Genomic DNA, 18,016 nt, shown 5'->3' on the forward strand with positions numbered 1-18,016 from the left:
CCAATCCGCGTCAAAGACACCCGCATTACGCCGCGGCGTTTTGCGGGTGTTTTGCATTCAAGGGCCTACGCGCGGCGCCCCCGCTATTTCTGGGGGGTAGAAAGCAGCGAGTAGGCCAAAATACCGCGCTCGTGCTATGGTTGTGTTAACCCTTCGTTAACTATTTCGGGGACACCCTGATGGCGCAAAATGAGTGGATACTGGACGTATTGTCGGACCTCAACGCCTTTGCGGTGGCGAACGGGTTGACCGCCCTTGCCGAGCAGCTTGACGATACCAGGCTGATCGCCGCGGCCGAGATTGCGTCCTTGAAGGATGAGGCTTGCGCGCCGGCGAATGGCAACACAATTCGATTTGAGTCAGATCCTCGGGGATTTGGAAAACACCAGCACGCTTGAAGAACTGACAAGCGTCTCGGTCCAATTGCGGGACCGGCTGCAGGTTGATCACATCACCTATCACTGGGTTGACGGGGCGGGGGACCAATATGGGTTCACCACCTATCCCGATGCCTGGGACGAAAGATACCGGGACCGGAATTATCACCGGATCGACCCGGTCATTCTGGGCTGTTTTCAGCGGTTCCATGCGGTGGACTGGAAGCAACTGAACTGGTCCGGCAAGGCGGCGCGCGCTTTTCTCGAGGATGCGCTGGCCCATGGGGTTGGCAATCAGGGGTATTCGATCCCTCTGCGCGGTCCCAGCGGGCAGTTTGCGCTGTTTACGGTAAACCACAGCTGCGATGACGCGGCATGGCAGAAGTTCATCGCGACCTATGGCCGAGACCTGATCCTGGTGGCGCATTTTCTGAACCGTAAGGCGCTGGAATTCGCCAAGGATCGGCAGCCGGAAACCACGCGCAGCCTGTCACCGCGCGAGATCGATGCCATGACGCTGCTGGCGCTGGGCTACAGCCGGGCGCAGGTGGCGCATTCGCTTTCGATCTCGGAACACACGTTGCGGGCCTATATCGAAAGCGCGCGGGCTAAGCTGGGCGCGCAGAATACGACCCATGCCATCGCCACCGCTCTTAGCCGAGGTTTAATAGTCGTTTAACGACCGTACGTTGCTCTCACGGTAAATTAACCACGTGTTCGTACCCCCTTTGTTCCAAGTGGACGACAAGGGGAATACGTCATGTTGCGTTATCTGTATGCGGACGAGCTGCATAAATATCCGGATCTGGCACGGGGGATGTTTCGGGACCGGGCCGATCAGTTCAAGACCCGGCTGGGATGGGATGTCAAGGTTAACGAAGCGGGCGAGGAACGGGATCAATATGACGACCTCAACCCGCTTTATGTGATCTGGGAAGAGGCGGATGGCAGCCATGGCGGCTCAATGCGAATCCTGCCCACCACGGGCCCGGTGATGGTGAACGAGGTGTTCGGCCATCTGACGAGCGGCAGCCCGATCTGCAGTCCGATGATCTGGGAGGTGACGCGCTTTTGCCTGTCGCGCACCGCCAGCGCCCATACGGCGGGGGCCATCATGCTCAGCGGCGGCGAGGTGATGGAGGGGTTTGGCCTCACCCATATCGCTGGCGTCTTTGATGCACGCATGATCCGGATTTATCGCATGATCGGCTCATCCCCGGTGGTGTTGGGCTCGGAAGGGTCTGGAAGGGATCAGATATCGGTGGGTCTGTGGCCTTATTCGGCGGACGATTGCAACCGCGTCGCGGCCCGTGCGGGCATCCCGCGCGAGCTGTCGCGCCTGTGGTTCAAGACCGCGTTTGGCAGCGGCGCGCAGCATCGGTTTGCATTGTCCGCCTAAATCGCATTCGGTGTCTGGTGGCGGGCGGCGCGTCCCTGTAGGGTCGCGCCATGTCCTTGCCCCAAGTCACCTTTTCCGAAGATCAGGCCGCCGCTTTCGACAACATTGCCGAGATGCTGCGCAGCGCTGGTGTGGACCTCCACGACGATGCCTTGCTGAAGCTGCCGGGCGGGGGGCAATCGGGCGTCATGGCCGTGATCGGCAAGGCGGGGTCGGGCAAAACCCTGCTGCTGGCCGAGCTTTACAAGGCGTTGGCTGAATCCGGGGTCAACCTGATCTCGGGCGATTTCGAAAGCCGCAAATCGCGCGACAAACGCAGCCTTGCGATCCTTGCGCCGACCAACAAGGCGGCCAGCGTGTTGCGCCTGCGCGGGGTGCCCGCAACGACCATTCACCGCATTCTTTATACCCCGGTCTACGACCCGGAATATGAGCGCATCGCCGAGTGGCTGGCGGGCAATGATGAACGCCCCGAGATCGAGGGCCTGACCGACGAGGCGCTGGATCGGGCGGCTGCCTTCTATGCCAACAACAAATCCATTCCCGGCGCGTTGGCCGCTGCCGGATTGCGCGGGTCTGATTTCATCACCGGCTGGAAACGGCGCGAGGAGCCTCTGGATATTGGCTTTGTCGATGAGGCCTCGATGCTGGATGACCGGCAGTTCGAGGATTTGAAAGAGATATTCCCGACGCTGCTGCTGTTCGGCGACCCGGCGCAGTTGGCGCCTGTGAATCAATCCGGGTCGATGGTGTTTGATACCCTGCCCGAGCCGCGCAAGCAGATCTTGCATCGGGTCCATCGGCAGACGGCGGACAACCCGATTCTGGACCTTGCCCATGCGCTGTCTGATCCGGCGATGGGGTTCGAGGATTTCGAACGTCTGATCGAGGACACCGCCCGCAAGGATGACCGCGTGGTCTGGGGCCAGCGGGTCGAGGTTGATCTGATGGCCCGCAGCCCGGTTCTGGTCTGGCGCAACGCCACGCGGATTCGCCTGATTCAGGCCTTCCGCAATGTCCACGGCGCGCCCGAGACCGAGTTGCTGGAGGGCGAGCCGCTGATTTGCGATGGCATCGAACTGCCTTTGAAACATCGCAAGAAACGTCTGGATCTTGAGGCGCGTGGCCTGATCAAGGGCGCGCAGGTCATCTATCTGGGCCCCGGTCGCAAGCCGGGGTTTTCGCGCCTGCATGTGATGGGGGCCGAAGACCCGCAGGTCAGTGCGGCCTCGATTGTGCAGATTGAAAAGCCGGACGAAGAGGAACCCTTCATCCCTTATGCCGCCCGCATGGGGGCGACCTTCCTGCATGGCGCGGCGGTCACGATCCACAAGGCGCAGGGGTCGCAATGGGACACGGTTCAGGTGTTTGCCCCCGATATCTATGCAGCCGCCCGGATGGGCCGGACCGAGGCGGGGCAGCCCCTGTGGAAACGTCTGGCCTATGTCGCCATCACCCGCGCGCAAGAGCGGCTGGTCTGGGTGGTGCGCAATCGACTGTCGAAGCCGACCCACCCGCTGCGCGTTGACGACCTGCGGGCCGTGGCCGCACCATCGCTGACATTGGAGGCGGAAGAGACATGAAAACGATCATCGTCACCGGGGCCAGCTCGGGCATTGGCCGGGCGACGGCCGAGTTGTTTCTGGCCGGAGGCTGGTGCGTCGGCCTGCTGGCGCGCAGCGCGGACACGCTGCACGCGATGGCCGAGGGGTGGGACAATGCGATCCCGCTGGTTGCGGATGTGACCGACCCTGATGCGGTCAGCCGAGCCTTCGCCGCGTTCACCGACAAATCCGGGCGACTGGATGTCCTGTTCAACAACGCAGGTATCTTTGCGCCCGGTGGCACCATTGACGAGATCGCGCTGGAGGACTGGTTCCGCTCGGTCAATGTGAACCTGAACGGGATGTTCCTGTGTGCCCGTGCGGCCTTTGGCGCGATGCGGGCGCAGCAACCGCAGGGTGGGCGGATCATCAACAACGGCTCGATTGCCGCCCATGTGCCGCGCCCTAACTCGGTGCATTATTCGGCAACCAAACACGCCATTACGGGGCTGACGCGCAGCCTGTCGCTGGATGGGCGCGCGTTTGGTATCGCTTGTGGTCAGATCGACATTGGCAATGCTCGCACGCCGATGGTGCAGGCCCTGGTCGACGGCACCATCGCAGCGGGGCGCACACCTGACCCGACCATGGATGTTGCTGACGCGGCGCGGTCGGTGTTGCACATGGCGCAGTTGCCGCCCGAGGCGAATGTGCAGTTCATGACGGTGATGGCCACGACAATGCCCTATATCGGGCGTGGATAGCGCCTAGTTTTCCCGCAACAGCCTGAACGCTGTCGACGCCCCCCAGCCGGCGGCTATGGCGATGGCCAGCGACATCAGCCCGTACCAGATCGGCTGCTCGCGGGACATATTATACAGGAACCGCTCCAGCCCGACCTTGCGGACGTCGATCGCGGTCTCAAAGCTCGACACTACGTTGCCGCCGCGGGTCAGGAAGATACGAGCGGTATAGTCGCCCTCGGTCAGGTCCGAAGGCATATCGATCGAGGTGCGGAACAGGGTTTGTTCGTCCACCGCCACGGTGTTTTCGCGGATCGAATACAGCCCTTCATGTTCGCGGATGCGAATGACCGCAGCCGAGAAATCCTGTGCGCTCTCAATGCTCATGTCTGCGCCGACTGATCGGATGGCGCGTTCGACGGACACTTTGTACCGCAGGTCCTCGGTATTGGTCAGCACCTCATCAAACGGTGCGCTGGTGGCGACCGCGTAGAAGCTGGGGGCCAGATCGACGACCAGACTGTCGGTGTTGACCCAGATGCCGAACTTCTTCTCCTTCCGGCGCACCGTGACAGGTTCCGAGGGGCCCACGACCGAGACGATCACCTCAAGCGGCGGGCCTTCGGGGATCGGTGCCTCGCGTTTGACTGCGCCAAACACCAGAATCTCTGAGCCGTCAAAATTGGCGGTGATCGAAACCCGGTCCTGAGACAGCCCCAGAACAACCTGTTCCTCGGCGGCGTAAACCGGCAGGCAGATCAGGCAGAGGGCGGCGATCAGGCGCAACATCTCAGTGTCCCCCCGCGTCGCCCAACGAATACAGTTCCGCCGGTTGCAGCAGCAGGTCCAGCGCCAGCTTGCCGCAGACCACCAGCACCAGCGCGGCGAGCAGAACCCGCAGCTGTTCGGCTGGCATCCGCGCGCCGATCACGGTTCCGATCTGCGCGCCGACCACGCCGCCGACCAGCAGCAGAACGGCCAGCACCACGTCGACCGTGTAGTTCGTGGTGGCGTGCAGCATGGTGGTAAACGCGGTGACAAAGATGATCTGAAACAGCGAGGTCCCGACCACGACCTTGGTGGGCATCCCCAGCAGATAGATCATCGCGGGCACCATGATGAACCCGCCGCCGACGCCCATGATCGCCGACAGGATGCCGACGAGAAGCCCCACCATGACCGGGGGAATGACCGAGATATAAAGCCCCGAGGTGCGAAACCGCATTTTGAACGGCATCGCGTGGACCCATCCGCGCTGACGACGCTTCGGCGGGGTGCCACCGTCTTTGCGGGATTTGCGCAGCGCATTCAGGCTTTCGACAAACATCAGGCTGCCGATCACGCCCAGAAAGACCACATAGCAAAGCTTGACCAGCAGATCGACCTGCCCAAGGCTTTTGAGATAATTGAAAAGGACCACACCCAGCGCGGCCCCGATCAACCCTCCGATCAGCAGCACCGTTCCCATCTTCAGATCGACCGTTCGCCGCCTGAAATGGGCCAGAACACCCGAGAAGGACGAGGCGACAATCTGATTGGCTTCAGTCGCAACGGCGACTGCAGGCGGAATGCCGATGAAGAACAAAAGCGGCGTCATCAGGAAGCCGCCGCCGACCCCGAACATGCCCGATAGGATCCCCACCATGCCGCCCAGCCCAAACAGCAGAAACGCGTTCACGGAGACTTCGGCAATCGGGAGGTATATCTGCATGACTTCTTCTAAACGGGACAGGCCGCGCCGCGCAACGCGGCAGAACCGGTGATAACGTAAAACTCAACAGACGCAGCACACGCAACAGCTTGGGCCTTGGATGCCGGGGCTGCGAAGCTGTGGCGGGGCATGTCCATACCCCCTTAGAGCGGTTGCAGCATACAAAATCAACTCTGTATGCCGCTTTGCAGCAAACAGGACTGCAGGGCAGTCCTGAACTGGCCTTATCAGCGCTCTTTCACGTAAGGTTCACCCCCGGCGCGCGGTGGAACGGCCTTGCCCACGAACCCGGCCAGAATCACCACGGTCAGGATATAGGGCAGGGCGTCCATCACCTGCACCGGGATCACGACGCCGCCCAGATCGATGTTCTGGAAACGCAGGGCAACGGCTTGCAGCAGACCGAACAGCAGGCAGGCCCACATGGCGTGCCAGGGCCGCCATTTCGCAAAGATCAGCGCGGCCAGTGCGATAAACCCGCGCCCGGCTGTCATCTCTTTCACGAACCCGGCTTGGAGGGCCGTGGCCAGATAGGCCCCGGCGATGCCGCACAGAATACCGCAGATCGCCACAGCCGCGTAACGCAGACCGACGACCGAGACACCGGCAGTATCGACGGCGGCCGGGTTCTCACCCACCGCGCGCAAGCGCAGACCGAAGCGGGTGCGGAACAGAACCCACCATGTCAACGGCACCATCAGGAAGGCCACATAGACCAGAATGGAATGGCCCGACAGAAGCTCGGAATAGACCAAGTGCGGGACGTTGGCCTCAGACATCAGTTCGGACACCGGCTTCCCGGTCAGTTCTGCGTCCTCGGGACCGATGGCATAGGGGAATTCGGCGGATTCGAACCGCCCGCCTCCGAACAATGACGGCGTGCGCCCGCCTTGCTGGAACCAGCTTTGGGCGACCAACACGGTCATCCCTGAGGCGAGGAAGTTGATCGCCACGCCTGAAATCAGCTGATTGCCCCGAAACGTGATCGAGGCGAACCCGTGCAGTGCTGACAGGACCAGCGAGGCGGCGATGCCCGCCAACAGGCCCAGCCAGACCGAGCCGGTAACAGCTGCCACAGCCGCCGAGAAGAAGGCCGACATCAGCATCTTGCCCTCAAGCCCGATATCGAAGATGCCCGCACGTTCTGAATACAGCCCGGCCAGACAGGCCAGTAACAGCGGTGTCGCCAGACGAATGGTCGAATCCAGAACCTGGATGAGAGTCAGGAAGATATCCATCAGGCCGACCCCTTCCGCAGAGCGAGGAACAGCTTTTCAAGAGGCATCCGCACCATGTTATCCAGTGCTCCGGTAAACAGGATCACCAGTGCCTGAATGACGACGATCAACTCGCGCGGGATTGAGGTCCAGAGCGCCAGTTCCGCACCCCCTTGGTACAGGAACCCGAACAGGATCGCGGCGAGGAACACACCGAACGGATGTGACCGCCCCATCAGCGCGACCGCGATGCCGATGAACCCCGCCCCCTCGGTCGAGTTCAGGACCAGCCGTTCCGCCTCACCCATCACGTTGTTGATGGCCATCAGACCGGCCAGCGCGCCCGAGATCAGCATGGCGATGATGGTGATCCGGACCGGAGAAATACCGGCATAGACCGCGCCGGTTTCCGAGTGCCCATAGGCGCGGATTTCATAGCCCAGTCGGGTGCGCCAGATCAGCACCCAGACCACGAAACAGGCAAGGATCGCCACGAAGAATGAGATATTCGCAGGCGCGCCGCGGAACATCACGTTTTCAGCGGTTGAAAACATCGACTGGAAGGTGGATAGATGCACGGCTTCGGGAAAGCGCGCGGTGGCCGGGTCTTGCGAGCCTTGCGGGCGCATGACGTTGACCAGCATGTAGTTGAGGAAGGCGGCGGCGATGAAGTTGAACATGATCGTGGTGATCACGATATGGCTGCCGCGCTTGGCCTGCAGATAGGCCGGGATCGCGGCCCATGCCGCCCCAAAGATCATCGAGGCGGCACAAGCAGCCAGCAGGGCGATGGTCCAGTGCGGCCATGGCACCGACAGGCAGACGATGGCAACGCCCAAGCCGCCCAGCATGGCCTGGCCTTCGCCGCCGATGTTGAACAGGCGCGCGTGGAAGGCGACCGCCACGGCCAGACCGGTAAAGATGAAGTTGGTGGCGTAATACAGGGTATAGCCCCAACCATAGGTCGAGCCCAACGCGCCCGTGACCATCAGATTGACGGCCTCGATCGGGTCTTCTCCGATGGCGAGGATGACGATTGCCGAAAGGATTGTGGCCAACAGCAGGCTGATCAGCGGGATCAGCACCACATCGGCCCATTTGGGCATTTTTTCCATCTTACGCGGCCTCTCCCGCAACACCGGCCATCAGCAGGCCCAGTTCCTTTTCATCCGTCTCGGCGGGCAGACGTTCGCCCATGATATGTCCGTCGAACATCACCGCGATCCGGTCGGACAGCGAGAAGATCTCCTCCAGCTCGACCGAAACCAGCAGGATCGCCTTGCCCTGATCGCGCAGGGCGACGATTTGTTTATGAATGAACTCGATGGCTCCGATATCTACGCCGCGCGTGGGTTGACCCACCAATAGCAGATCGGGATTGCGCTCGATCTCACGCGCCACAACGATCTTTTGCTGGTTGCCGCCGGAAAAGCTTTTGGCGGTCAGCCAGCCATTCGGGGGGCGCACGTCGAACTTTTCGATCTTGGCCTCAGTGTCGGCACGCAGGGCGGCGTTATCCATGAAGATGCCGCGCTGATAGGCCGGGTCGCGGTGATAGCCGAAGGCCACATTCTCCCACGCGTGAAAATCCATGATCAGACCTTCGCGCTGGCGGTCCTCGGGCACATGCGCAATGCCCTGCGCCCGCCGCGCCTGACCGTCAGATCCTGCGCCATGCAGGGCCAGCGGCGCACCGTTCAGCCGGATCGTCCCATGCCCCGGGCGCATCCCGCCCAGAACCTCAAGCAGTTCGGACTGCCCGTTCCCGGCGACCCCGGCAATGCCCACAATCTCGCCCGCGCGGACGGTCAGGTTGATACCTTTGACGCGCTCGACTCCGGCTGAATCGGTGACGCTGAGGTTTTCGATCTCCAGCACCGGTTTGCCGGGCTGCGCGGGCACCTTGTCGACCTGCAGCAGCACCTTGCGACCCACCATCAGCTCGGCCAGTTCCTGCGGGTTGGTGTCGGCGGTTTTCACGGTCGCGGTCATCTCACCGCGTCGCATCACCGAGACCGTATCGGTGTTTTCCATGATCTCGCGCAGCTTGTGGGTGATCACGATGATGGTCTTGCCCTCGGACCGCAGACGGTCGAGGATGCGGAACAGCTGATCCGCCTCGGCAGGGGTAAGAACCCCGGTGGGCTCGTCAAGGATCAGAATCTCGGCCTTGCGGTACAGCGCCTTCAGGATTTCGACCCGCTGCTGCATGCCCACGCCAATCTCGTCGATGCGCTTGTCGGGGTCGACGAACAGCTCGTATTCTTCTTCCAGCGCTTTCAGTTCCTTGCGCGCCTTGGCCAGCGAGGGGGCCAGCAGCCCGCCATCTTCGGCACCCAGAACGATGTTTTCCAGAACGGTGAAGTTTTCGACCAGTTTGAAATGCTGAAATACCATCCCGATGCCCGAGGCGATGGCCGCCTGACTGTCCGGGATGTCGGTCTTTGATCCGTTGATCCAGATCTCACCTTTGTCGGCCTTGTAGAAACCGTAGAGGATGCTCATCAGTGTGGATTTGCCCGCACCGTTTTCACCGATGATCCCGTGGATCGTTCCGGGGGCGACGCTGATGGAGATGTCTTTGTTGGCCTGAACCGGCCCAAAGGCTTTGGAAATCCCTTTGAGCTCAATGGCGGGGACGGTCATGTCTTGTCCTTGAGTTGCCGAAAGGGCCGCACGCGGCAGAGTGGAGGCGAGGCGGAGGGTCAGCCCCCGCCCCGCGTGACATCAGAACTGCAGCGCCGGGCAGCTGTCGTTCTCATAGTAGCTGACAACCGAGACGTTGCCGTCGATGATGTCCTGACGGGCCTTGTCGACTGCGGCTTTCATGTCGTCCGACACCAGCGAGGCATTGTTGTCATCCATCGCAAAGCCCACGCCATCCTCGGCCAGACCCATGACGAACACGCCGGTTTCAACGTTCTCGCCGGCCTTCATCGCTTCGTAAACGGCGACGTCCACACGTTTCAGCATCGAGGTCAGAACCTTGCCGGGATGCAGGTGGTTTTGGTTGCTGTCCACACCGATCGACAGGATGCCTTCGTCAGCCGCAGTTTGCAGCACGCCAACGCCGGTGCCGCCCGCCGCAGCATAAACAACGTCAGCACCCTGGCTGATCTGCGCCTTGGTCAGTTCCGAACCCTTCACCGGGTCGTTCCAGGCGGCGGGGGTGGTGCCGGTCATGTTGGCCACCACGTTAATGTCGGGGTTCACCGCCTTGGCTCCCTGTGCATAGCCGCAGCCAAAGTGACGGATCAGCGGAACGTCCATGCCGCCGATAAAGCCGACGGTGCCGGATTCCGAAGCCATCGCGGCCATCATACCGACCAGGTACGAGCCCTCATGTTCGGCGAAGCCCACCTGACGCACGTTCGGAGCGTCCAGCCATGTCACGTCGACCACAACAAAAGTGGTGTCAGGATAGTCGGGCGCAACGGCGCTGAGCGGGTCGGCCATGCCAAAGCCCATGGTGATGATCGGGTTCGATCCTGCCTCGGCAAAGCGGCGCAGGGCCTGCTCGCGCTGGGCTTCGGACTGCATTTCGATCTCGCGGTAGCTGCCGCCAGTTTCTTCGGCCCAGCGCGACGCGCCGTTATGCGCGGCTTCGTTGAACGACTTGTCGAACTTGCCGCCCAGATCGAAGATCAGGGCCGGTTCGGCCAAGGCCGCGCCAGCTGTCAGTGCGACCGCTGCTGCGGCGCCCATCAAGGATTTCATAAGGGTCATCTGATACTCCCGTTGGCTATTATCGGTCCGGGGCGGAAACGCCCCATCACCCACTCAGAGCGAGCATACCTGTTGTGATGGCGGGAATTAAGTCTGTTTGCAACAGCTTCGGTCAACTGAATATTGATCGTACGGTCAAAAAAGCGGGCTATTTCCCGTTCAGGTGGCATTCCATGACGATAGCATCCATGTTGGGGCCGTTTTCGCGCCGGTAATAGGCGCGGCGCGTTGCGCAGGGCGCATATCCGCTTGCACGATACAGCGCGAGGGCTGGGTCGTTATCGGCGGCGACTTCAAGAAAGCCGCGCGCCGCACCAAGGGTTCGTGCCATTTCGTGCCAGTCGGTCATGATCTGCCGGGCCAGCCCCTGTCGTTGACAGGTGGGGTGAGTCGCAATGGTCAGCAGTTCGGCCTCATCCGCGATCACTTGAAACAGCGCAAAACATCGGGGGTCGCCGACCAGATGGGTGAATGGCCCGGCCAGAAGGTCCGAGAATTCCGCAGCGCTCCACGGGCGCGACTGGGTGAAGGCGGCCGCATGGGTATGGGCCAGGTCCTCGGGCGTCATTCGTCCAGGAGAACCGGCGGCACATCGCGCGAAGGCGCGGCATCCGCAGGCCGAACGTAAAGCGGGGCAGGTGGGGTCTGTGTCGTTGCGTAGCGGTGCGCGGTCAGCCAGGCAATCGCGCCTGCCTGTCTGGCAGGATCATCGTTCAGGAACAGGGGGCCGAGCAATTCAGCCTCGGCCCGTGTGATCAGGCGTGGGGTGTCGTCTGGCTGCACGTAGACCTGATCGCGCGGTGCGGGGATTGCGGGGATCTGGCCGGGCTCTGCCAGCTCGGTCAACGCGTCGAACCCCGAGACACCAACCGCCGGAACCCCGAGCCCCAACGCCAGCCCGCGCGCGGCGGAGACCGAGATTCGGATGCCGGTGAAATTGCCCGGGCCGATGCCCACACCGATTGCGTCAAGGTCTTGCCAGTGTTGTCCGTTCCGGGTCAGAACCTCATCGAGCAGGGGCATGAGGCGCTCGGCCTGCCCGCGGGTCATCGGTTCGGCCACGGATTCGACGATCTTATCGCCGCATAGCAAAGCGGCCGCGCAATGCGCGGCCGATGTGTCAAATGCCAGAATCGTCGGGTCAGACCGCAACGGGGCGTACCTCGGTCACTTCGGGGATATAGTGGCGCAGCAGGTTTTCGATGCCCATTTTCAGCGTGAGCGTCGAGGACGGGCAGCCCGCGCAGGCACCCTGCATGTGCAGATAGACCACGCCACGATCAAAGCCATGGAAGGTGATGTCGCCACCGTCCTGAGCCACCGCGGGGCGGACCCGGCTGTCCAGCAGGTCTTTGATCTGGTTGACGATTTCGGCGTCCTCGCCGGTATGTTCGGCATGGCCCGAGGCGGTCTGCGCATCGGCCGCCATGACCGGCTGGCCGGACTGGTAATGCTCCATCACCGCGCCGAGGATGGCGGGTTTGATGTGATCCCACTGAACGTCATCCGATTTCGTGACGGTGACGAAATCATTGCCGAAGAATACCCCGGTGACACCGTTCACCCCGAAAATCCGCTGGGCCAGCGGCGATTTCTCGGCCGTTTCGGCGCTTGGGAAATCAGCGGTGCCCGCTTCCAGAACCGTCTGGCCGGGCAGGAATTTCAGCGTGGCCGGGTTGGGTGTGGATTCGGTTTGGATGAACATGACGCGGCTCCGTTTGAGGTGCCTCTGATATGCGCGCCCGCGGCGGCGAAGTCAAGATTTGGAACCGTTCTAAATTGATGCGGCGTGAGAAATCGCGGCATCCAGACGATCATCGCCCCAGAACAACTCGTCCCCGGCGACAAAGCTGGGCGCGCCGAAGATGTCCAGCGCCTGGGCGCGGTTGACCTGTTCGAACAGGGCCGCCTTGATCTGCGGCTCGCCCATCCGGTCGATCAGGGTAGGTTCTGCGCCGGCGGTCGCAAGGCATGCCGTCAGAACCTGCGGGTCCGAGATATTCTGGCCCGCGCCGAATTGCGCCGCATAAATGGCCTTGGAAAAGGCCGGGCGCTGGTCGGGCGCATCCATGGTCAACGCCAGACGCGCCGCTTTCAGGCTGTTTTGCGGAAAGCTATCGGGTCGGTGCAGGGGCAGGCCGCGCGCGGCGCAAAGGCGCTCCATATCCCGCCACATATAGCGCCCCTTTGCGGGGTAGATGTTGAACGGAGAATTATCCCAGCCCTGTGCCGCAAAAATCGGACCCAGCAGAAAGGGCTGCCACTCGACCTCGACGCGCTGCTTGGCGGCCAACGCCTCGATCCGCATCGCGCTGAGATAGGAATAGGTCGAGGCGAAATCGAACCAGAATTGCAGTTTCGCGCCCATGGGTCGGCCTCAGGTAATGGCTTCCAGCTTTTCCTTGCTCAGATCGCCGGGCACGATGGTGACCGGGATCGGCAGGCTGCCCGAGTTGCGCGTCAGCTGAGTCACCAGCGGTCCCGGCCCTTTCTTATCGGTGCCCGCGCCAAGCACCAGAACGCCGATTTCCGGGTCGGACTGGACATGGGCGATGATCTCGGCCACCGGGTCGCCTTCGCGGATTGCCAGCTCGGGCTCGACCTTCTGCTTGTCCCGCATCCATTTGGCGAACACTTCGAAATGGGCGTGGATACGTTCACGCGCCTCTTCGCGCATCACTTCGGCGACGCCGATCCAGTGGTTGAACTCGTCCGGAGGGATGACCGACAGGATCGTGACCCCTCCGCCCGTATGGGCGGCACGCATGGCCGCAAAGCGCATCGCGTTCAGGCATTCGCGGCTGTCATCCAGAACCACAAGGAATTTGCGCATATCTGTCCCCGGTTTGTTTCCGCGATCATGCCTCAGCGCGGGGGCACTGGCAACTAGCTGGCGGCCCAGTCCCAATACATCTCGCGCGCACGGCGGGCGATGGGGCCGACCTGATACTGCGTGTCGTCCAGCGCGGTGACCGGGGTGACCTTGCTCATGTTGCCGGACATGAAGACCTCATCCGCGTTGTGGAAGTCATCAAAACTCAGGACGGTTTCATGCACGGTCACGCCGTCGGCGCGCAGGTTTTTGATGTGGCGGGCACGGGTGATTCCCGCAAGGAAGGTGCCGTTGGGAATGGGAGTGAAAACCTCGCCATCGCGCACCATGAAGATATTGGCGGTCGCAGTTTCGGCCACATGACCCATCGCATCGGCGACCAGAGCGTTCGAGAACCCTTTCGACCGCGCCTCGGCCAGCATCCTGGCGTTGTTGGGATAAAGGCATCCGGCCTTGGCATTGACGACCGCCGATTCCAGCACCGGTCGACGGAATCGCGTGGTTGTCAGCGTGGCCGAGGCCGTCTCAGACGCCATCGGGATTACTTCGAGGCAGATCGCGAAACCGGTGCTGTCTTGCTGTGGGATAATGGCAGTGGGATCCCCGTCGATGCCCCAATACATCGGGCGGATGTATACGGCTGTACCGGGTGCATAGGCTTCCAGCCCTTCGTGCACCAGCTCGACCATGTGTTCGGTCGTCATGCTGGGCGTCAGCATCAGCGCCTCGGCAGAGCGGTTCACCCGGTCGCAATGGGCATCCAGATCGGGCGTCAGCCCGTCGAAGAACCGGGCGCCGTCGAAAACCGACGATCCCAGCCATGCGCCGTGATCTGCGGCGCGCATGATCGGAGCGTCTCCGTCATGCCATTGACCATCGAAATAGGTGCGGATCTGTGTGCCGACTGCCATCGTGCCCTCCCTCAGTTCGGTGGAAACCTAGGTTGGGGCCGGGGCGAGGTCCAGCAGATTATCCGTGATGCAGGGGCAGGGTGCCGCGTTTGACCATCGTGCGCAGGGCGAAGTTCGATCTGAGGTTGCGAATCCCCGGTATCTGCATCAGCCGATGTTCCAGAAAAGCGTCGAAGGCCGTGAGGTCCTGTGCCACCACCCGTAGCAGAATGTCCCGCGACCCGGTCATGAGATAGCATTCCATCACCTCGTCACAGCGCCGGATCGCCTTTTCGAAGGCATCAATGGCGTTGCGGTCCTGTTTTTCCAGCTCGACCGAGACAAAGATGGTGACGCCAAAGCCCAGCTGTTCGGGATCGACCTGCGCGGCATAGCCGGTGATGATGCCATCGCGCTGCAACCGTTCAAGTCGCCGCGCGCAGGGGGTCGGGGACAGGCCCACATGCTCGGCCAGGTCGATGACCGTCATGCGGCCATCCTTCTGCAGGGCGCGGATGATTTTGGTGTCGATAGCGTCCATGGGGGAATAGTCTACTTTGTGGCTGATTTGTAGGGAATATCACCAATTCAGAGTGACCGCCAGCCAGATAATGGCGAGAACCCCTCAGCCAAAGGTGGCAAACTCTCCGGGATATTCCGGAGGAGACGTATGGACATTACCATCGTGGACGCGCCCGAGCACGAGCGCGTGGTTGAATTCAAAGACAGCAAACTTGGCCTTTTGGGCTATGTCGCCATCCACTCGACCCAACGCGGCCCGGCTGCGGGCGGTGTGCGGATGCGGCCCTATGGCCATCCCGCCGAGGCGCTGCAGGATGCGCTGCGGTTGGCGCGAGGCATGACGTTCAAGAACGCTGCCGCTGACCTGCCGTTGGGTGGAGGCAAGGCGGTGATCATTGGTGATCCGAGCGCCGACAAGACGCCGGAGCTGCTGAAAGCCTTCGGGCGCGTGGTACAGAGCCTCGACGGGCTTTACTGGACCGCCGAGGATATGGGCATGACCCCGGCCGACATGGCGCATATCGGGTCCGAGGCCGATTTTGTCGCCGGGCTGGCGGATGGTGCCTTTGCCAGCGGCGATCCCTCTCCGATCACGGCGCGCGGGATTTTCAACGCGATCCGTATTACCGCGCAGCACCGGTTCGGGCTGGCTGATCTGGACGGGCTGACCGTTTCGGTTCAGGGCTTGGGCCATGTGGGCGAGCATCTGTGCCAGTTCCTGCATGACGCGGGCGCGCGCCTGATCGTCACCGATATCAACGCCGAGCAAACCGCGCGCGTGGCCGAACGGTTCGGTGCGCAGGCCGTCGCACCGGATGCGATCTATGGTGTCGAGGCCGACATCTTCGCCCCCTGCGCCATCGGTGGTATTCTGAACGAAACCAGCATCCCGCTGCTGAAGGTCGGTGCTGTGGCCGGCGGTGCGAACAACCAGCTGGCCAAGGACAGCGATGCGCTGTTGCTGCACGACCGGGGTATCCTCTATGCGCCGGATTTCGTGGCCAATGGCGGTGGGATCATCAATGTCGCCACCGAGATTCTGCGCGTGGCCGATCGTGAGGATTGGGTGAACCACCGGCTGCTGGCGCTGGAGCAGACCATGGATCGCATCCTGACCCGCGCCAGGGCCGAGGCGATCAGCCCGCATGACATTGCCGAAGCCATCGTGCACGAAACCCTGCGTGCACAAGCGGCCTGAGCCAAAAGAAAACGCCGCCCTGATCAGGGCGGCGTTCCGTTTACCAAAGGGTCAGGACTTGCCTGCGCCCACCATCCCGACAATCTCATAAGTCTGCTGCAGGATCGGAGCCGCAATCGCACGGGCACGTTCCGCGCCGCGGGCGAGGATTTGGTCGATCTCGGCCTCCTCACCCATCAGACGCGCCATCTCGGACGAGATCGGGGCCAGTTTCGAAACCGCTAGTTCCGCCAGCATCGGCTTGAACTCACCAAATTGCTTGCCACCGACCTCGGCCAGAACCTGTTCCGCTGTCTGATCGCTGAGCGCGGCATAGATGCTCACCAGATTGCGCGCCTCGGGGCGTTCGGACAGACCGTCGATTTCCGAGGGCAAAGCATCCGGGTCGGTCTTCGCCTTGCGGATTTTCTTGGCGATGGTGTCGGCATCATCTGTCATGTTGATCCGCGTCATATCCGACGGGTCCGAAGACGACATCTTGCGCGACCCGTCCCGCAGGTTCATCACCCGCGGCGCGGGGCCGCCGATGACGGGTTCGGTCACCGGGAAGAACTCGACGCCATAATCGTGGTTGAACTTGATCGCGATGTCGCGGGTCAGTTCCAGATGCTGTTTCTGATCCTCACCCACCGGCACATGGGTCGCGTGATAGACCAGAATATCGGCCGCCATCAGCGCCGGATAGGCAAACAGGCCCAGCGAGGCGTTCTGCGCATTCTTGCCCGCCTTGTCCTTGAACTGCGTCATCCGCTGCATCCAGCCCATGCGGGCGATGCAGTTGAAAATCCACGCCAGTTGCGTGTGTTCGGGCACCTGGCTCTGGTTGAACAGGATCGACTTTTTGGGGTCCAGACCGGCGGCGATAAAGCCTGCGCAGACCTCGCGCGTCTTTTCGCGCAGGCGGGCGGGGTCTTGCCAGACGGTGATTGCGTGCAGGTCGACCATGCAATAGATGGTCTGAAAATCCGCACCCTGCATGTCCACAAAACGCTTGAGCGCACCCAGATAGTTACCAAGGTGCAGGTTTCCCGAAGGCTGGATGCCGGAAAACACGCGCGGCGTGAATTGGGTCTCGGTCATCGAAGGGAACTCCCGTCTGGAAAAATTAGTCCCCGTCGCTTACCCATGAGGCCAAGGGACGTCAACAGCCGCAAAGGTAAAGCCCAATGAGCAGTGAGCATTATACCCCGCCCGTGAACCCTCTGCCGCCGGTCGTGGTGGCGCTGACGCTGTTCATCATCGGGATCGAGGTGGTCCTGCAACTGGGCGCGCGCGGCATCGTTGGCGGGCCATCGGCGGTGGGTTGGCGGCTGGACGCGCTGCAGCAATACACGTTTTCGCCCGACATCTTCGACTGGATGGTGGAAAACGGGCGCTGGCCGTTCGAGCATGTGATCCGCTTTGTCACCTATCCCTTTGTTTCGGCCAATTTCACGCAGGCGATCTTTGTCTGCGTCTTCGTGCTGGCGATGGGCAAGATGGTGGCCGAGGTGTTCGGCAGCGTCGCCATGCTGATCATCTTTGTGTTGTCCGGCGTGGGCGGCGCGCTGGCCTATGCCATGCTGCTGGACCCGGCCTATCCGCTGGTCGGAGGGTTCCCGCCCGTTTACGGGCTGATCGGGGCGTTTACATGGCTGCTCTGGCGCAAGCTGTCGCTGGTTGGTGAGAACCAGTCTCGTGCCTTTAGCCTGATTGCGATGCTGATGGGGATTCAGCTGGTGTTTGGTCTGATCTTCGGGGGCACTTTGGACTGGGTTGCCGACTTGGGTGGGTTTGCCACCGGGTTTGGTCTGTCGTTCTTTCTGGCTCCGGGCGGATGGGCGCGGCTTGTGGGCCGGATACGCCGCGACTGAGGG

21 protein-coding genes are annotated in these 18,016 nt (G+C 61.9%); 7 read left to right on the plus strand and 14 right to left on the minus strand.

What is annotated here, in order from left to right:
* Positions 1-179: 179 nt before the first annotated feature.
* The 5 genes from ACR1XV_RS13110 (at position 180) to ACR1XV_RS13130 (ending at position 4,084) form a co-directional block, all read left to right on the plus strand.
* Positions 180-398 (plus strand): hypothetical protein, encoded by a 219-nt coding sequence (locus tag ACR1XV_RS13110; protein WP_480532077.1) that lies wholly within the window; start codon positions 180-182, stop codon positions 396-398.
* Complete coding sequence (locus ACR1XV_RS13115; RefSeq protein ID WP_480531975.1) at positions 337-1,056, plus strand: helix-turn-helix transcriptional regulator; 720 nt, start codon at positions 337-339, stop codon at positions 1,054-1,056. The genes ACR1XV_RS13110 and ACR1XV_RS13115 overlap by 62 nt, the downstream gene beginning before the upstream one ends.
* 81 nt (positions 1,057-1,137) lie before the next feature.
* Entirely contained in the window at positions 1,138-1,776 is a 639-nt protein-coding gene (locus ACR1XV_RS13120) for an acyl-homoserine-lactone synthase (RefSeq protein WP_480531977.1), read from the plus strand.
* Positions 1,777-1,826: 50 nt separating this feature from the next.
* Entirely contained in the window at positions 1,827-3,359 is a 1,533-nt protein-coding gene (locus tag ACR1XV_RS13125; protein WP_480531979.1) for an ATP-dependent DNA helicase, read from the plus strand.
* A complete protein-coding gene (locus ACR1XV_RS13130) occupies positions 3,356-4,084 on the plus strand; it encodes an SDR family oxidoreductase (RefSeq protein WP_480531981.1) in 729 nt (242 codons plus the stop codon). The genes ACR1XV_RS13125 and ACR1XV_RS13130 overlap by 4 nt, the downstream gene beginning before the upstream one ends.
* 3 nt (positions 4,085-4,087) lie before the next feature.
* Here the strand turns inward: ACR1XV_RS13130 and ACR1XV_RS13135 are convergent, their stop codons facing one another.
* The 13 genes from ACR1XV_RS13135 to ACR1XV_RS13195 all read right to left on the minus strand — a co-directional run bounded on the left by ACR1XV_RS13135 (position 4,088) and on the right by ACR1XV_RS13195 (position 14,981).
* Positions 4,088-4,852 (minus strand): TIGR02186 family protein, encoded by a 765-nt coding sequence (locus tag ACR1XV_RS13135; RefSeq protein ID WP_480531983.1) that lies wholly within the window; start codon positions 4,850-4,852, stop codon positions 4,088-4,090.
* 1 nt (position 4,853) lies between these two features.
* Positions 4,854-5,774 (minus strand): sulfite exporter TauE/SafE family protein, encoded by a 921-nt coding sequence (locus ACR1XV_RS13140; protein ID WP_480531985.1) that lies wholly within the window; start codon positions 5,772-5,774, stop codon positions 4,854-4,856.
* A gap of 227 nt (positions 5,775-6,001) precedes the next feature.
* The gene (locus ACR1XV_RS13145) at positions 6,002-7,012 is read right to left on the minus strand and encodes an ABC transporter permease (protein WP_480531987.1); all 1,011 of its coding nucleotides are present in this window, start codon (positions 7,010-7,012) and stop codon (positions 6,002-6,004) included.
* On the minus strand, positions 7,012-8,106 hold the full coding sequence (locus ACR1XV_RS13150) for an ABC transporter permease (RefSeq protein WP_480531989.1): 1,095 nt from the start codon (positions 8,104-8,106) through the stop codon (positions 7,012-7,014). The genes ACR1XV_RS13145 and ACR1XV_RS13150 overlap by 1 nt, the downstream gene beginning before the upstream one ends.
* Before the next feature lies 1 nt (position 8,107).
* Positions 8,108-9,637, minus strand: coding sequence for an ABC transporter ATP-binding protein (locus tag ACR1XV_RS13155; protein WP_480531991.1), 1,530 nt, complete (start codon positions 9,635-9,637; stop codon positions 8,108-8,110).
* Positions 9,638-9,718: 81 nt separating this feature from the next.
* Positions 9,719-10,717, minus strand: a complete 999-nt coding sequence (locus ACR1XV_RS13160) for a BMP family lipoprotein (protein WP_480531993.1) — start codon at positions 10,715-10,717, stop codon at positions 9,719-9,721.
* A gap of 148 nt (positions 10,718-10,865) precedes the next feature.
* On the minus strand, positions 10,866-11,285 hold the full coding sequence (locus ACR1XV_RS13165; protein ID WP_480531995.1) for a GNAT family N-acetyltransferase: 420 nt from the start codon (positions 11,283-11,285) through the stop codon (positions 10,866-10,868).
* Entirely contained in the window at positions 11,282-11,869 is a 588-nt protein-coding gene (tsaB, locus tag ACR1XV_RS13170) for a tRNA (adenosine(37)-N6)-threonylcarbamoyltransferase complex dimerization subunit type 1 TsaB (RefSeq protein ID WP_480531997.1), read from the minus strand. The genes ACR1XV_RS13165 and tsaB overlap by 4 nt, the downstream gene beginning before the upstream one ends.
* Positions 11,859-12,422: a NifU family protein gene (locus tag ACR1XV_RS13175; protein ID WP_480531999.1), complete on the minus strand. Its 564-nt coding sequence runs from the start codon at positions 12,420-12,422 to the stop codon at positions 11,859-11,861. The genes tsaB and ACR1XV_RS13175 overlap by 11 nt, the downstream gene beginning before the upstream one ends.
* 69 nt (positions 12,423-12,491) lie before the next feature.
* Positions 12,492-13,085, minus strand: coding sequence for a DsbA family protein (locus tag ACR1XV_RS13180; RefSeq protein WP_480532001.1), 594 nt, complete (start codon positions 13,083-13,085; stop codon positions 12,492-12,494).
* A 9-nt stretch (positions 13,086-13,094) separates the two neighbouring features.
* Complete coding sequence (locus ACR1XV_RS13185) at positions 13,095-13,550, minus strand: universal stress protein (RefSeq protein WP_480532003.1); 456 nt, start codon at positions 13,548-13,550, stop codon at positions 13,095-13,097.
* Positions 13,551-13,603: 53 nt separating this feature from the next.
* A complete protein-coding gene (locus ACR1XV_RS13190; RefSeq protein ID WP_480532005.1) occupies positions 13,604-14,461 on the minus strand; it encodes a branched-chain amino acid aminotransferase in 858 nt (285 codons plus the stop codon).
* A gap of 58 nt (positions 14,462-14,519) precedes the next feature.
* Positions 14,520-14,981 carry an Lrp/AsnC family transcriptional regulator gene (locus tag ACR1XV_RS13195; RefSeq protein ID WP_480532007.1) on the minus strand — a complete coding sequence of 154 codons (462 nt, stop codon included), beginning with the start codon at positions 14,979-14,981 and terminating at the stop codon, positions 14,520-14,522.
* Positions 14,982-15,110: 129 nt separating this feature from the next.
* Between ACR1XV_RS13195 and ACR1XV_RS13200 the strand changes: the two genes are divergently transcribed.
* Positions 15,111-16,160, plus strand: coding sequence for a Glu/Leu/Phe/Val family dehydrogenase (locus ACR1XV_RS13200; RefSeq protein WP_480532009.1), 1,050 nt, complete (start codon positions 15,111-15,113; stop codon positions 16,158-16,160).
* A 51-nt stretch (positions 16,161-16,211) separates the two neighbouring features.
* On the opposite strand, the gene trpS is transcribed toward ACR1XV_RS13200, so the two are convergent.
* Positions 16,212-17,240 carry a tryptophan--tRNA ligase gene (gene trpS / locus ACR1XV_RS13205; protein ID WP_480532011.1) on the minus strand — a complete coding sequence of 343 codons (1,029 nt, stop codon included), beginning with the start codon at positions 17,238-17,240 and terminating at the stop codon, positions 16,212-16,214.
* Positions 17,241-17,326: 86 nt separating this feature from the next.
* Here trpS and ACR1XV_RS13210 point away from each other — a divergent pair, with 86 nt between their 5' ends.
* Complete coding sequence (locus ACR1XV_RS13210; RefSeq protein WP_480532013.1) at positions 17,327-18,013, plus strand: rhomboid family intramembrane serine protease; 687 nt, start codon at positions 17,327-17,329, stop codon at positions 18,011-18,013.
* Positions 18,014-18,016: the final 3 nt, after the last annotated feature.

It is taken from the genome of Ruegeria sp. AD2(2025) (genome assembly GCF_056542385.1).